The sequence below is a fragment of the Modestobacter sp. DSM 44400 genome (genome assembly GCF_900107175.1).
Taxonomy (GTDB): domain Bacteria; phylum Actinomycetota; class Actinomycetes; order Mycobacteriales; family Geodermatophilaceae; genus Modestobacter.
The window spans coordinates 43,266-57,030 of sequence record NZ_FNOZ01000006.1 but is presented as its reverse complement, the minus strand read 5'-3'; the positions used below and the strand labels follow the sequence as shown (position 1 = coordinate 57,030).

General features: G+C 75.1%; 15 protein-coding genes. 10 read left to right on the top strand and 5 right to left on the bottom strand.

The annotated features are described in order from the left end of the window. Window positions 1-84: 84 nt before the first annotated feature. The 4 genes from dapE to BLW04_RS06075 are packed head-to-tail and all read left to right on the top strand — an operon-like array spanning window position 85 to window position 2,901. Window positions 85-1,233, top strand: coding sequence for a succinyl-diaminopimelate desuccinylase (gene dapE, locus BLW04_RS06090; protein WP_254781115.1), 1,149 nt, complete (start codon window positions 85-87; stop codon window positions 1,231-1,233). Next, window positions 1,230-2,063, top strand: a complete 834-nt coding sequence (locus BLW04_RS06085; protein WP_091537882.1) for an LOG family protein — start codon at window positions 1,230-1,232, stop codon at window positions 2,061-2,063. The genes dapE and BLW04_RS06085 overlap by 4 nt, the downstream gene beginning before the upstream one ends. A gap of 6 nt (window positions 2,064-2,069) precedes the next feature. Continuing rightward, entirely contained in the window at window positions 2,070-2,447 is a 378-nt protein-coding gene (locus BLW04_RS06080; RefSeq protein ID WP_091537881.1) for a DivIVA domain-containing protein, read from the top strand. After that, window positions 2,440-2,901, top strand: coding sequence for an SRPBCC family protein (locus tag BLW04_RS06075; RefSeq protein WP_091537880.1), 462 nt, complete (start codon window positions 2,440-2,442; stop codon window positions 2,899-2,901). Before BLW04_RS06080 ends, BLW04_RS06075 begins: the two co-directional genes overlap by 8 nt. A gap of 76 nt (window positions 2,902-2,977) precedes the next feature. On the opposite strand, the gene BLW04_RS06070 is transcribed toward BLW04_RS06075, so the two are convergent. The 4 genes from BLW04_RS06070 to BLW04_RS06055 are packed head-to-tail and all read right to left on the bottom strand — an operon-like array spanning window position 2,978 to window position 6,073. Further along, window positions 2,978-3,502 (bottom strand): hypothetical protein, encoded by a 525-nt coding sequence (locus BLW04_RS06070; protein ID WP_091537879.1) that lies wholly within the window; start codon window positions 3,500-3,502, stop codon window positions 2,978-2,980. Then, complete coding sequence (locus tag BLW04_RS06065) at window positions 3,499-4,755, bottom strand: molybdopterin-dependent oxidoreductase (RefSeq protein WP_091537878.1); 1,257 nt, start codon at window positions 4,753-4,755, stop codon at window positions 3,499-3,501. The genes BLW04_RS06070 and BLW04_RS06065 overlap by 4 nt, the downstream gene beginning before the upstream one ends. Beyond that, window positions 4,752-5,423, bottom strand: a complete 672-nt coding sequence (locus tag BLW04_RS06060; RefSeq protein WP_091537877.1) for a TIGR04282 family arsenosugar biosynthesis glycosyltransferase — start codon at window positions 5,421-5,423, stop codon at window positions 4,752-4,754. Before BLW04_RS06060 ends, BLW04_RS06065 begins: the two co-directional genes overlap by 4 nt. Further along, window positions 5,420-6,073: a glycosyltransferase family 2 protein gene (locus tag BLW04_RS06055; protein ID WP_254781114.1), complete on the bottom strand. Its 654-nt coding sequence runs from the start codon at window positions 6,071-6,073 to the stop codon at window positions 5,420-5,422. Before BLW04_RS06055 ends, BLW04_RS06060 begins: the two co-directional genes overlap by 4 nt. A gap of 95 nt (window positions 6,074-6,168) precedes the next feature. On the opposite strand from BLW04_RS06055, the gene BLW04_RS06050 reads away from it, so the two are divergent. Further along, complete coding sequence (locus BLW04_RS06050; protein WP_091537875.1) at window positions 6,169-7,536, top strand: hypothetical protein; 1,368 nt, start codon at window positions 6,169-6,171, stop codon at window positions 7,534-7,536. 154 nt (window positions 7,537-7,690) lie between these two features. Continuing rightward, window positions 7,691-8,596 (top strand): DMT family transporter, encoded by a 906-nt coding sequence (locus BLW04_RS06045; RefSeq protein ID WP_091537874.1) that lies wholly within the window; start codon window positions 7,691-7,693, stop codon window positions 8,594-8,596. 37 nt (window positions 8,597-8,633) lie between these two features. Here BLW04_RS06045 and BLW04_RS06040 read toward each other — a convergent pair whose 3' ends face one another. Next, the gene (locus BLW04_RS06040; protein WP_091537966.1) at window positions 8,634-9,692 is read right to left on the bottom strand and encodes an NAD-dependent epimerase/dehydratase family protein; all 1,059 of its coding nucleotides are present in this window, start codon (window positions 9,690-9,692) and stop codon (window positions 8,634-8,636) included. A gap of 26 nt (window positions 9,693-9,718) precedes the next feature. Between BLW04_RS06040 and BLW04_RS06035 the strand changes: the two genes are divergently transcribed. The 4 genes from BLW04_RS06035 (at window position 9,719) to BLW04_RS06020 (ending at window position 13,696) form a co-directional block, all read left to right on the top strand. Further along, entirely contained in the window at window positions 9,719-10,297 is a 579-nt protein-coding gene (locus tag BLW04_RS06035) for a DNA-3-methyladenine glycosylase I (protein ID WP_091537873.1), read from the top strand. Window positions 10,298-10,437: 140 nt separating this feature from the next. Next, window positions 10,438-10,605, top strand: coding sequence for a DUF3117 domain-containing protein (locus BLW04_RS06030; protein WP_012947303.1), 168 nt, complete (start codon window positions 10,438-10,440; stop codon window positions 10,603-10,605). A gap of 125 nt (window positions 10,606-10,730) precedes the next feature. Next, window positions 10,731-12,233 carry a leucyl aminopeptidase family protein gene (locus tag BLW04_RS06025; RefSeq protein ID WP_254781113.1) on the top strand — a complete coding sequence of 501 codons (1,503 nt, stop codon included), beginning with the start codon at window positions 10,731-10,733 and terminating at the stop codon, window positions 12,231-12,233. Then, a complete protein-coding gene (locus BLW04_RS06020) occupies window positions 12,233-13,696 on the top strand; it encodes a hypothetical protein (RefSeq protein WP_091537872.1) in 1,464 nt (487 codons plus the stop codon). The genes BLW04_RS06025 and BLW04_RS06020 overlap by 1 nt, the downstream gene beginning before the upstream one ends. Window positions 13,697-13,765 lie beyond the last annotated feature (69 nt).

Genomic DNA, 13,765 nt, shown 5'->3' with positions numbered 1-13,765 from the left:
AGCGCCAGGCCTGGCTGCAGGGGCCCGGTCCGAGCGTCAGCGAGGATTGGGGGGCAGTAAGGTCCTTTCACTAGTCTCGGCACCGTGAGCGCTCCCACCGTTCGGTCCCCCGTGCTCGACCTGTCCGCCGACGTGCTGGCCCTGACCCGAGCGCTGGTCGACGTCCCGTCGGTCTCGGGCACCGAGCAGGCGCTCGCCAACGCCGTCGAGGCGGCGCTGCGCGGCCTCGGCGGCCTGGAGGTCACCCGGGTCGGCAACAACGTGCTGGCCCGCACCAACCTGGACCGGCCTACTCGCGTCGTGCTCGCCGGGCACCTGGACACCGTTCCCATCGCCGACAACGTGCCCAGCCGGATCGAGACCGTGGACGGCGAGGAGCGGCTCTACGGCTGTGGCACCAGCGACATGAAGGCCGGCGACGCGGTCATGCTGCGGCTGGCCGGGCGCTTCGGCGTCCCCGGCGCACAGCCCGCGCATGACCTCACCTTCGTCTTCTACGACAACGAGGAGATCGAGGCTTCCGCCAACGGCCTCGGCGCGGTCGCCCGGCAGCTGCGCGGCTGGCTCTACGGCGATCTTGCCATCCTGCTCGAGCCCACCGATGGCGTCGTCGAGGGCGGCTGCCAGGGCACCTTGCGCGTGGTCCTGGACGTTCCCGGCCGGCGGGCGCACAGCGCCCGGTCCTGGCTCGGGGTCAACGCCGTCCACGGGGCGGCCGGGGTGCTGGCCACGCTCGCCGGGTATCCCGCCCGGGAGGTCGAGATCGACGGGCTCCGGTACCGCGAGGGGCTCAACGCCGTCCGGATCGAGGGCGGGGTTGCCGGAAACGTCGTTCCGGACTCCTGCCGGGTGACCGTCAACTTCCGCTACGCCCCCGACCGCGACGAGGACGAGGCGCTCGCGCACGTCCGCGAAGTCTTCGCCGACGCGCTCGCCGGCGGGGTGACCCTCGAGGTCACCGACTCCTCCGGAGGCGCGCTGCCGGGGTTGTCCGAGCCCGCGGCCGCCGCGTTCGTCGCCGCCACCGGGCAGCCGGCCCGCGCCAAGCTGGGCTGGACCGACGTCGCCCGGTTCGCCGCCTTCGGCATCCCGGCGCTGAACTACGGGCCCGGCGACCCGAACCTGGCCCACAAGGTCGACGAGCACGTCCGGATCGACCGGCTGCAGCCGGCCGAGGACGCCCTGGTCGCCTATCTCGTCGACCGCACCGGCACCCCTGGGGACAACGCATGAACGAGACGGACGACGACGGCCGGCGGCGGCGCCCGACCCGGCACCGCGGCCCGATCACCCTGCGCGGCGGCGAGCCCGACCCCAAGCGCGCGGGGACGACGACCGACCAGCGGCTGCTGGACCGGCGCGGCGGGGGCGACTTCGTGCACACCGACACGTGGCGTGTGCTGCGGATCCAGGCGGAGTTCGTCGAGGGCTTCGGGCTGCTCGCGGACCTGCCGCGTGCGGTGAGCGTCTTCGGCAGCGCCCGCACCCCGCGCGACAGCGCCTACTACGAGGTGGGCGTCCAGATCGGCGCCGCGCTCGCCGACGCCGGGTACGCGGTGATCACCGGCGGCGGACCCGGGGCGATGGAGGCGGCCAACAAGGGCGCCTGCGACGCCGGCGGCATCTCGGTCGGTCTGGGCATCGAGCTGCCGTTCGAGCAGGAGCTCAACGAGTGGGTCGACATCGGCGTGCTGTTCCGCTACTTCTTCGTGCGCAAGACGATGTTCGTGAAGTACGCGCAGGCCTTCGTCATCCTGCCCGGCGGCTTCGGCACCCTCGACGAGCTCTTCGAGGCGCTGACCCTGCTGCAGACCCGCAAGGTCACCCGCTTCCCGGTGATCCTGTTCGGCAGTTCCTACTGGTCGGGCCTGGTCGACTGGATCCGCGCGACCATGGTCGAGAACGGCACCGTCTCCCCGGCCGACCTGGACCTGCTGCACGTCACCGACGACGTCGCCGAGGTGGTTGCGGTCATCCGGGCCGCCGACGCCGCCCGGGCGCGCAACTCCGACGAGCCGCCGCCGGGTGAGGCCGTGCCGCCGCCGGCCCCGGTCGACGACTGAGCCGCCGTGTCCGTCCTGGTCTTCCTCATCGGCCTGCTGCTCGTCGGCGGGTTGCTCTTCCTCGGCGCCTCGCTGCTGGGCCGGGGCGAGACGCAACCACCGGCCGAGCTGGACCGCTCACCGGTCGAGCTGCCCGACGACCGGCCGGTGACCGGCGAGGACGTTCGCGGGCTACGCATCTCGGTGGCGTTCCGCGGCTACCGGATGACCGAGGTCGACTGGCTCCTCGACCAACTGGCCTCGGCGCTGGACGAGCGGGACGCCGCCGTTGCGGCCCAGCTGGGCTCCACCGTCGCGGTGCACCCGGGCGTCGACGACGACACCGACCCGGACGGCACCGCCGTCCCCGCCGTCCCCGCTGAGCAGGAGCGCCCCCGTGCCTGAAGTTATCGAGACCGTCGACGTCGAGGCCCCGCCGGAGCAGGTGTGGGCGGCGCTGGTCGACTGGCCGCGGCAGGGTGAGTGGACGCTGCTCACCGACGTCCGCACCGTGGACGGCGACGGGCAGGGGGTGGGCGGCCGGCTGGCCGCCCGGACCGGCGTCCCACGCCCCGGCGGCGGGCACCTCGGCGTCCTGGACACCATGCTGATCACCGGGTGGGACCCGCCGCGCCGGGTCGACGTGCGGCACACCGGCCGGGTCGTGCGCGGCACGGGCACGTTCGAGGTGCGCCCGCGCGGGGAGTCGGCGTCCACCTTCGTGTGGACCGAGCAGCTGGACCTGCCACTGGGCCGGCTCGGCGCGCTGGGGTGGCCGCTGGTCCGGCCGGCGATGGTGGCCGGCGTCCGGCTGTCGCTCAAGCGCTTCGCCGCCTACGCGGCCGGCCACCCCTACTGAAGAAGGACCGACCTGCTCCCCACCACTCGCGAGCTCGCGGCGGGCCCTGCAGGTCGGCCGACAGCCCGGACGGGAGTCAGGCGGTGCGGCGGGCGCGCCGGACGGCGACGAGGGCCCAGACCGCGGCGACCAGCCAGATGGCGGCCGCGATCAGCAGCAGGTTCCTTCCGTACTCCCGGGGCAGGAACGAGGGGTTGTTCGGGTCGGCGCCGTAGCCGAGCACGAACGGCAGCACGACCAGCGTCAGCATCCCGGTGACCGCGGCGGCCACCACGACCGGCGGGCGGGCCGGGCGGTGCAGGAACCGGGCGGCCAGCCAGCCCAGCCCGATCCAGACCGGCGCGATCACCAGGTCGTGCAGCAGCGCGCTGCCGAGGAACCAGGTGAACCACGAGCTCAGCGGGACCCGGCCACCGGCGCCGAGCAGGCCCTGCGCTCCGTAGACCACCGCAGCCAGGCCGGGCAGCAGGAACAGCCACCGCCACCAGGGCCGCCGGGCGCTGGTCACCGGCCGGTCGGGGTCGGAGGCGTAAGGGTCGCCGGGCACCCGGTCGGCGGCCCGGTCGTCGTACTCGCGGGCGGCCTCCTCGGACAGGGTCATGCCCCGATCCCCCCGCGGCCGGGCGCCACGCGGGTGACCCACTTGGTCTGCATGACCCCGGGGCGGTTGGGGGCGACCAACCGCACCGGATAGCCGTGGTCGAGGTCCAACGGTTTCCCTTCCAGTTGCAGCGCCAGCAGCGTGCGGGAGCTGCTCACGTGCGGTCGGTTGACCGTGGATATCCGGTAGAGGCCGCCCGTCTGCAGCGACTCGACGGTCACCGGCATGTCCCGGGGCAGACCCGCCTGCTCCAGCAGGTCGGCCAGCACCACCCCGGTCCACGTGCCGCTGGCGCTCCAGCCCTCGACGCAGGTGATCGGCAGCCGCACGGTCCGTTGGGGCAGAGCCTGCAGGTCGGCGAGGGTCAGCTCGAGGGGCGTCGGCCCCTCGACGATGAGCCGGTAGGCCGGATCGACGGCGGTCCCGGTGACTCCGGCTCCCTCGGCCGCCTGCCGGACCGGCAGGTCCTGCGGGCCGACGTGCGGCAGCCGCGGCGCCAGCAACGAGATCGGCGCGAGGGGGGAGAGGGACTGCCCCACCGTGCTCAGCGTGACGGCGGCGATGCCGAGCCCGGCGGCGGCCACGAAGGCCCGCCGCGGCACCGGGTTGTCCTCGGCCGCCGCGTCGACGTGGCGCACCTCGGCGGCCTGCTCAGGGGCCAGCCCGACGGTGGCCGCAGCGGATCCGCGACGGGCCAGTCCGCGGCGGATCTCCGGCGCCTTGGCGCCCACGTGCACGGCCACCGCGCCGATGGCGATCCAGCCGGTCCAGTAGTGCGCCACGGTGAAGAAGAACCCGAACGGATACCACTCGGAGATGTTGATGAGCCCGGTGAGCAGCTGCATCGTGGCGGCACCGACCAGCACGAGGATCGACAGTCGGCTCACCGCGCGGGCGAGGGACTGCGCCGGCGGCCACTCGAAGAGCTTCGGGTAGACCGTCCACAGCTTCGCCAACAGCAGCGGGATCGACGCCAACCCGGTGGCCACGTGCGTGCCCTGGGTGACCCGGTAGAGCCAGACCGGCGAGGCGGGCCACATGAACCAGCCCGGCGGGTTCTGCACCAGGTGGCTGGTCAGCCCGGTGAGGAAGCAGACGGTGAACGCGATGCCGAGGAACGCACCGGTGCGGGCGGCGCGGCGCTCGGAGTGCAGCGGGCTGGCGAACGCCCCGGACCGGAACGGGCCGCGACGCAGGGCGTCGGGTGGGCCGGGCAGCCGGGCGCCGAGCACCCGGTCCAGCGCGGACGTCATCGGATCTCCACCAGCCCGGCGGAGACCGCGTCGACGACTCGGCGGGTGCGGCTGTCCGGCGGGCAGAGCGCGGCCACGGCGACCGCGTCGGGGAAGTGGTCTATGTCGGTGAGCGGGAGGAGGTCCAGCACGGCGAGCCCCACCCGCTCCAGCGCGGCGCGGGTCAACTCGGCGGTGTCGTCGCGGGACATCGGGACGTCGGGCAGCACCGCAGCGTCCGCGGCGGAGTGCACGCCGAGAGCCCACCAACCGCCATCGGGCGCGGTGCCCAGCACCGCGGTGCCCGGGCCTGCGGCGACCAGCCGGTCCAGGCTCTCGGTAAGCAGCCCGGGGGAGACCTGCGGGGTGTCCATGCCGATCACCAGGGTGGGCAGCCGACCGTCCGGGCCGGTCATGGCGTCGGCGAAGGCGTGCGCCAGCCGGGTGCCCAGGTTCCCCTCGACCTGGGGGACGACGGTGCAACCGGACAGGTCCAGTTCCCCGGGGGTGCCGTCGAGGGCCACCACCCGGCGCTGCACCGGCGTCGCGCGGACGACGTCGAGGGTGTCGCCGACGGCCGCGGCGGCGATCGCGGCGGCCTGGTCGGGCGTGCACGGCGGGGTAAGCCGGGTCTTGCTCCTCCCGGGCACCGGGGCCTTGGTGATCACCAGCAGCTGTGTAGCGCTCATCGGGCCAGCACCTTCCGCATGTCGTTGATGGTGCGCGCGGTGCCGAGCACGGTGCCGGTGACCTTGGACTTGGTGCCCTCGGCGCGTGGGGCGTAGCCGACGTCGACCTCGGTGATGCGCCAGCCGGCGTCCGAGGCCCGGGTCACCATCTCCAGCGGGTAGCCGAAGCGGCGGTCGGTGATGCCCAGGTCCAGCAGCGCCTGCCGGCGGCCGGCCCGCATCGGGCCCAGGTCGTGCAGTGCGACCCCGGTGCGGCGGCGCAGCATCACGCCCAGCGCGGTGTTGGCCACCCGCGCATGCAGCGGCCAGGCGCTGCGGGAGGTGGGCCGGCGGCGGCCGAGCACCAGGTCCGTGTCACCGGCGAGCACAGGGTCAGCGACCCGCGGCAGCTCGGCAGGGTCCATCGAGGCGTCGGCGTCGCAGAAGCAGACGACGTCGGCGGTGGCGGCCTTCAGGCCGGCGTGCGCGGCGGCACCGAACCCGCGCTGGGGCACGTGCACCACCGTGGCGCCGTGGTCGGCGGCGATCTGCGCCGACCCGTCGGTCGAGCCGTTGTCGGCGACGATGGCGCGGTAGCCGGCGGGCAGCCGGCCGAGCACCCAGGGCAGGGCCCCCGCCTCGTCGAGGCAGGGGAAGACGATGTCCGGCACGGGCGGACGGTACCCACGGTCGGTGTGCATCGCCGGTCGTTCGCAACGAATCGCCGTCCCGGATCACTCAGCCGAGCGACCTAGGCTCCGGCGTCGTGACCACTCGCGCCCCCGTCCCCTCCCGGGCACCGGAGCACCAGGTCCGGGAGCCCCGCTGGCTGCCGCTGCTGGCGGTGGCCGTGGTCGTCAGCTTCGTCTGGGTGGTCGGCCGGGTCGGCCGGCGGCTCGCCCTGGACGGCACCGTGCTGCACCTGCTCGGCGGGTGGGTGCTGCGCGGCAGGTTCGACGTCATCTGGAGCCCGCGGGTCGTGCTGCCGGGGCTCGTGGCGCTGGCCGTGGCGCTGGCCGGCCCGTCGCTGGCCGCGCGGCTGCGCTGGCGGGTGCTGCTGGCCGGCTCGGCGGTGCTGGCGGCCGGATGGGCGGTGGCGCTGGCGCTGACCTCGGGCTGGCACCGGCTGCCCGAGCCGCTGTCGGTGCGTTACGAGTACCCCTTCGACGTTCCACGGGTCGGCTCTATCGGCGCCTTCCTGTCCACCTTCGTCGACTCGGTCCCGGCCGACTCGGCCGACCCGTGGACGACGCACGTGGCGGGCCACCCGCCGGGTGCGTTGCTGGCCTTCGTGCTGCTGGACCGGGTCGGGCTCTCCGGGCTGGGCTGGGCCGCGGCGCTCTGCATCGCCGGTGGGGCCCTGGCGGTCCCCGCTGTCCTGGTCGGGGTGCGCGCGGTCGCCGGGGAGGCGCCGGCCCGGCTCGCCGCCCCGTTCGTCGTCCTGGCCCCGTTGGCGCTGTGGGTGGCGACCAGCGCCGACGCGCTCTTCGCCGGCGTCTCCGCGTGGGGGGTCGCCCTGGTGGCGACCGCCGCGGCCCGGGCGCCGGGCCGGGCCGCCGACGTGCGTGCGCTGGCCGGGGGGCTGCTGCTCGGGTTGGCGCTGTTCCTGTCCTTCGGGCTGACCGCGCTCGGGCTGGTGGTGCTGGTCGTGGTGGGCGTGCACCGCGCCCGGCTGGGCTGGGGCGGGCTGGTCCGGGTGCTCGCTGTGGCGGCTGCCGGGGTGCTGGTGGTGGTCGCCGCCTTCGCCGTCGGCGGCTACTGGTGGGTGGAGGGGTTCAGCGTCGCCGGCGACCGGGTGCGCTCCGGGCCCTCCTACGCCGACCGACCGCTGGGCTTCTTCGTGTTCGCCAACCTCGCCGCCGCGGCCCTGGCGCTCGGGCCGGCGGCGGTGGCCGGACTCGCGTCGCTCCGCCGCACGGGACTGGCGCTGGTCCCGCTCGCCGCCCTGGTCGGGATCGGAGTCAGCGACGCCACGGGGCTGGTCCGCGGGGAGACCGAGCGCATCTGGCTGCCGTTCTACGTGTGGATCCTGGCCGCGACCGCGTTTCTCCCCGCGCGCCAGCGCCGGGCCTGGCTGGCGCTGTCGGCGGTGGTGGCGATCGGGATCGAGGTGATCGTCCGCACCGAGTGGTGAGGTTCGCGTGCCGCTCTCGGCGCCGAAAGCGGGCGCCCGCTTTCGGCGCCGAAAGCGGGCGCCCGCTTTCGGCGCCGAAAGCGGGCGTTGCGGAAGGCGTCGGTGCGGTCGGCGATGATGGGCCGGTGAGCGTGCGGACGACGGCGGTGCAGGCATGAGCCGGCGGGGATGGCTGCTGTTCGCCGTCCTGTCGGTGATCTGGGGTGTGCCCTACCTGCTGATCAAGGTCGCGGTCGGGGAGCTCTCCCCGGTGGTCGTGGTCTTCGCCCGCTGCCTGGTCGGGGCCGCGCTGCTGGTGCCCTGGACGCTGGCCCGCGGGCAGCTCCGCCTGGTGCTGCGGCACTGGCGGTGGCTGCTGGTGTTCACCGTGCTGGAGATGACCGGCCCGTGGCTGCTGCTGTCCTGGGCCGAGCAGTCGCTGTCCAGCTCGCTCACCGGGCTGCTGGTGGCCGGCGTGCCCTTCGTGGCCGCGCTGGCCGCCCGGCTGGCCGGTGAGGGCGACCGGCTATCACCGCTGCGGGTGCTGGGCATGCTGCTCGGCGTCGCCGGCATCCTCATCCTGCTCGGCCTGGACGTCGGCGGCGCCCAGCTCACTGCCATCGCCGCGGTCGCCGTTGTCGTCATCGGCTACGCCACCGCACCGATGGTCATCAGCCGCAAGCTGCCCGACGTGCCGGGGGTGGCGGCGAGCGCGTTCGCCCTGGTCGTCACCGCCGTGGTCTACGCACCCTTCGCCGTCCCCCGGCTGGGCGAGGTGGGCAGGGCTTCCGGTTCGGCGCTGGTGTCGGTCGCCGCGCTCGGCGTGGTCTGCACCGCCCTGGCCCTGGCGCTCTTCTTCGCGCTGATCCGGGAGGCCGGCCCGCAGCGGGCGCTGGTCATCACCTTCGTCAACCCGGCGGTCGCCGTCCTGCTCGGCGTGCTGCTGCTCGACGAGCCGTTCACCCTCGGCCTGGCCGTCGGCCTGCCGCTGATCCTGGCCGGCTGCGTGCTGGCCACCCGCCGCAACGCCGTCCGCAGCACGGCGTCCGAGTTCGGCGACGTCGACGCGGCCGTCCCCTGAGGAGGGCCAAAATGGCCATTTCGGCCCTCGGCGGACGTCAGGGGGCTGGGCGCAGGGGGGCGGTGGCGAACTCGCGCATCCCGTCGGCGAAGGACACCCGCGCCGCGTAGCCCAGTTCGGTCTCCGCGCGCAGCGGGCTGGCCACCACGTGACGGACGTCGCCGATCCGGTACTCCCCGGTGACCACCGGGGCCGGTCCGCCGAACGCCCCGGCCAGTGCCGACGCCATGTCGCCCACCGTGTGCGGCACTCCGGAGGCGACGTTGTAGGCGCGCAGCGCGGAATCCGGGGGAGTCGCCTCCAGAGACCGCAGGTTGGCCTGCGCGACGTCGGTGACGTGCACGAAGTCCCGCTGCTGACCGCCGTCCTCGAACACCGACGGCGCCCGGCCGCCCTCCAGCGCCGACCGGAAGATGGATGCCACCCCGGCGTAGGGGGTGTCGCGGGGCATGTGCGGGCCGTAGACGTTGTGGTAGCGCAGCGCGATGGCCCCGCCGCCGGTCGAGCGCGCCCAGGCGGCCGCCAGGTGCTCCTGGGCCAGCTTGGTCGCCGCGTAGGTGTTGCGCGGGTCCAGTGGGGTGTCCTCGCCGACCTCGCCCCAGGTCAGCTGCCGCCCGCACATCGGGCAGGGCGGGTCGAAGCGGCCGGCGTCCAGGTCGCTGCGCCGGCGCGGGGCGGCCGGGACGACGCCGTGCTCGGGGCATTCGTAGCGGCCCTCGCCGTAGACGACCATCGAGCTGGCCAGCACCAGCCGGCCGACGTCCGCCCGGTCCATGGCGGCCAGCAGCACCGCCGTCCCGAGGTCGTTGATGCCGGCGTAGTCGGGCATGTCCTGCACGTCGACGCCCAGGCCGACCATCGCGGCCTGGTGGCAGACGGCGTCGATCCCGTCCAGTGCCCGGTCCACCGTCGAGGGGTCGCGGACGTCGCCGACCACCAGGTCGACGTCGGCCAGCCCGGGCACGCCGTCGGGGTAGGGCGGGTGGACGGCGGGGAGCAGGGCGTCCAGCACCCGGACCTCGTGACCGGCCTCGCGGTAGGCAGTGACGACGTGCGAGCCGATGAAGCCCGCCCCTCCGGTGATCAACACGCGCACGATCGGCAACGCTAGTCTCGTCGCCCGTGGCCGACCCGGTGAGCGTCCAGCGGTGCGGGTGGGCGACCAGCGCCCCGGAGTACGTGCGCTACCACGACGAGGAGTGGGGCACCCCGCTGCGCGGGGATGACGCCCTGTTCGAGCGGGTCTGCCTGGAGGCCTTCCAGTCCGGGTTGTCCTGGATCACGATCCTGCGCAAGCGGCCTGCCTTCCGGGCCGCGTTCGTCGGGTTCGCCATCGATGCGGTCGCCGACTTCACCGCCGACGACGTCGAGCGGCTGATGGCCGACTCGGGCATCGTCCGCAACCGCGCCAAGATCACCGCCGCCGTCGGCAACGCCCGGGCCGCCCGGCAGGTGCCCGGCGGCCTGTCCGAACTGCTGTGGTCCTTCGCGCCGACCGGGCCGCGGCACCGCCCGCAGACGATGGCCGACGTGCCGGCGACCAGTCCGGAGTCCGTCGCACTGGCCAAGGACCTCAAGCGTCGGGGGTTCTCGTTCGTCGGGCCGACCACGGCCTACGCGCTCATGCAGGCGACCGGGATGGTCGACGACCACGTCGTTCCGTGCTTCCGGGCGAGTGAGCCGGACCACTCCGGAGGCTGACAACCGGAGGCCAGGTTGGTCGAACGTCGACGGATACGGGATCATTGGCCGGAGAGCTCTGGCACGACGCGGATCTCGCACTGAAGGAATGCCACACCGCGGCCACCCTGGCCAGCGGGTGGCCGGCGAAGGAGGCACGCATGGCGGCCATGAAGCCGCGCACGGGTGAAGGTCCCCTCGAGGTCACCAAGGAGGGCCGTGGCCTGGTCATGCGCGTTCCGCTGGAGGGTGGCGGCCGGCTGGTCGTCGAGCTGTCCCCCGACGAGGCGGCCGCCCTCTCCGAGGCCCTGAAGGGCGCGACCAGCTGAACCCCGACGCGAGCCTGCCCCCGGGCAGCCCCGCGAACGACGTCACGGCCCCGGCCGCCGGCAACACGCCGGCGACCGGGGCCGCGCCGTTCCCGCGGGTCGACCTCGTCGCCGACCTCCCCGCATTGGGTGAGGACGACGTCCTCGCCGTGCCGGTCGGCGCCTCCGGGGCACTCCCGGCCTGGCTGACCGAGCCCGCGCCGGGCACTGCCGCCCCGGTCGACGCCGGGCTGCTGGCCGGCGCGCTGGCCGACACCGGCAACGGCGGCAAGCCCGGGGGCATCACCAACGTGCCGGTCCCCGGACGGCGCCCGCGCAGCGTGGTCGCGGTCGGCACCGGCGACGCCACCCTGGCCGACCTGCGCTCCTACGTGGCCGTGGCGGTCCGCCGCGCGCAGACGCTGGCCGAGCACGGCGCCCGCCGGCTCGTGCTGCCCGTGGACACCGTGGTCGCCCCGGCCGGCGCCGATGAGGTGCGCGCCGCGGTGGAGACCGTGCTGCTGGCCGGCTATCGCTTCCGGGACACCTCCACCGCGCACCCGCCCCGGCTGGCCGAGGTCACCGTGGTGGCCGCCGACGCCGCCGACCCGGCCGTCGCCGCCGCCGCGCACGCCGGGCAGGTCACCGCGGAGTCCGTCGCCTGGGCCCGCGACCTGGTCAACACCGCCAGTAACACCAAGGACCCGGCCTGGCTGGCCGAGCAGGCACTCGGCCGGCTCGGCGGGCTGGCGCACGTGACGGTGACCGTGCTGGGTCCGGACGAGCTGCGGGCCGGGGGCTTCGGCGGTGTGCTCGCCGTGGGTGGGGGATCGGCGTCCCCGCCGCGGGTCGTCGTGACCACCTACCGCCCGCCGGCCGCCGGTGCCGCGCACCCGGTGCTGGTCGGGAAGGGCATCACGTTCGACACCGGCGGCATCTCGGTCAAGACCAACGCCGGCATGCGGGAGATGAAGACCGACATGGCCGGCGGCGCCGCGGTGCTCGCCGCCGTGGACGCCGCCGCCCGGCTCGGGCTGCCCGGTGCGGTCACCGCCGTGGTCGCCGCCGCGGAAAACCACCTGGGGGGCGCCAGCTATCGGCCCGGCGACGTGGTCCGGCACGTCGGCGGCCGGACGACGGAGGTGCGGAACACCGACGCCGAGGGCCGGATGGTGCTCGCCGACGCCCTGGCGCATGCCCACCTCGAGCTCGGTGCCACCGCACTGGTCGACGTCGCCACCCTCACGGGGGCCATGAAGACCGCCCTGGGCGCGAAGACGGCCGGGCTGTACGCCACCAGCGACGGGCTGGCCGACGCGCTGCTCACCGCCGGCGCGCACACCGGGGAACGGTTCTGGCGGATGCCGCTGGGCGAGGAACACGTCGCCTCCCTCGGCCCGCTGCTGGACTCCCCGGTCGCCGACGCGAACAACGCCCCCGGCAATCCCGGGTCCACCACCGCGGCGCTGTTCCTCCAGCCGTTCACCGGGGGCCTGCCATGGGCGCACCTGGACGTCGCCGGGCCGGCCCGCGCCGGCAGCGATGACGCCGAGGTGGTCAAGGGCGGCACGGGCTTCGCCGTCCGGACGCTGCTGCGCTGGCTGGAGGCCGGTGCTCCGGTCGACGTGCCACCGACGGTGGTCGACTGATGGCCGGCGACGAGCGCGGGGTCGTCTTCCCCGCCGGCCCCGACGGCCGGCGGAGCACCGCGACCGTGGGCCGGGCCGTGGTCGCCGCCGCGCTTCACCCGGTCGACCCCACCGGTGCCCGGGCGGCCGAGCAGGAGACCAACTGGCGGGCGGGCTACCTGTCGCACATGCGCCGCACGGTCGAGGCCGGGCTGGCGTCCCGGGAGGCCGCGCTGGCCATCGCCGACGCCGGCCTGGACTCGCTGCACGCCCGGATGCGGGTCGCCACCGCCGACGGGGAGGCCGAGCTGGGCACCCTGCGGTCCGCACCGCCGGCCCGGGCGCTGCGCACCGAGCAGGTGACCGGCACCGCCGAGCCCGAGCGGGAGTTCACCCTGCCCTACCGCGGCTCGCGGCTGAGTGGGGACGACCTGTTCCGCCGGCTGGACGCCTGGATCGCCGCCGGAGTCGTCGAGCCTAGCTGCGCCGAGGCGGTGCGCACCGTTGCCGCGCACCCGGAGTGGCTCGCGCTTCCGGGCAGAACCGTGACCGTGCTCGGCGCCGGTGCCGAGATGGGCCCGCTGACCGCGCTGCTGCGCTGGGGCGCCACGGTCGCCGGCGTCGACCTGCCGCGCCCGGCGCTGTGGCAGCGGGTGCTGGAGACCGGCCGGCGGGGCGCGGGCACGCTGCTGGTACCCGCCGCCGAAGATCTCGGCGACCTGGCCACCCGCGCAGGCGCGGACCTGGTCAGCGAGGTGCCCGAGGTCGCCGACTGGCTGGTCGACCTGCCCGGTGCCCCGGTGCTGGGCAACTACGTGTACGCCGACGGCGCCACCAACGTGCGCGTCTCGATGGCCGTCGACGCGCTCACCCTGCGGCTGCAGGCCCAGCGCCCGGACGTCGCGCTGGCCTTCCTGGCCACCCCGACCGACGTGTTCGTCGTCCCCGGGGAGGCGGTGGCCGCCTCGGTGGCGGCCTACGCGAACCGCTCCCGGACGGGGAAGCTGCTCGGCCGGCCGCTGCGCACCCTGTCGGCCGGCCGGCTGCTGCGCCGGGCGTACGTGCCTGGCGCCGACCCGGGCATCAGCGACAGCCTGGTGCCGCAGCAGGGGCCGAACTACGCGCTGGCCAAGCGGCTGCAGCGCTGGCGGGCCTCGGTCGCCCGGGACGGCGGCAGCACCGTGTCGATGAACGTCGCCCCGCCGACCCGCACCCGGTCGGTGGTGAAGAACCGGGCGCTGGCCGCGGCCTACGCCGGTGCGGACCGGTTCGGCGTCGAGGTGTTCGAACCGGCGACGTCCAACGTGCTGATGGCCGCGCTGCTGGTGCACGACCTGCAGACCGGCGGGGGTCCGGTGCACGCCCACCCGTGGCAGGACGAGGCGCACGCGGCGGCGCACGGCGGCCTGTGGCGCGGCCCGTACGCGCCGCGCAGCGCGCTGGGGCTGGCGGCCGTGCTGGGGCTGGGCGCTGCGCGGGGCTGACGACCTCCGCACCCGGGAGGACGGCGGATCTCCGGCGTTCTCAGGGTGCGGTCGGGGTCGGCTCAGGGT

Coding starts and splice junctions, on each gene's coding strand:
- BLW04_RS06045 (WP_091537874.1), top strand. CDS start 7,691: ATGAGCCGGCGGGGATGGCTGCTGTTCGCCGTCCTGTCGGTGATCTGG.
- BLW04_RS06020 (WP_091537872.1), top strand. CDS start 12,233: ATGGCCGGCGACGAGCGCGGGGTCGTCTTCCCCGCCGGCCCCGACGGC.
- BLW04_RS06060 (WP_091537877.1), bottom strand. CDS start 5,423: ATGAGCGCTACACAGCTGCTGGTGATCACCAAGGCCCCGGTGCCCGGG.
- BLW04_RS06070 (WP_091537879.1), bottom strand. CDS start 3,502: ATGACCCTGTCCGAGGAGGCCGCCCGCGAGTACGACGACCGGGCCGCC.
- BLW04_RS06065 (WP_091537878.1), bottom strand. CDS start 4,755: ATGACGTCCGCGCTGGACCGGGTGCTCGGCGCCCGGCTGCCCGGCCCA.
- BLW04_RS06030 (WP_012947303.1), top strand. CDS start 10,438: ATGGCGGCCATGAAGCCGCGCACGGGTGAAGGTCCCCTCGAGGTCACC.
- BLW04_RS06085 (WP_091537882.1), top strand. CDS start 1,230: ATGAACGAGACGGACGACGACGGCCGGCGGCGGCGCCCGACCCGGCAC.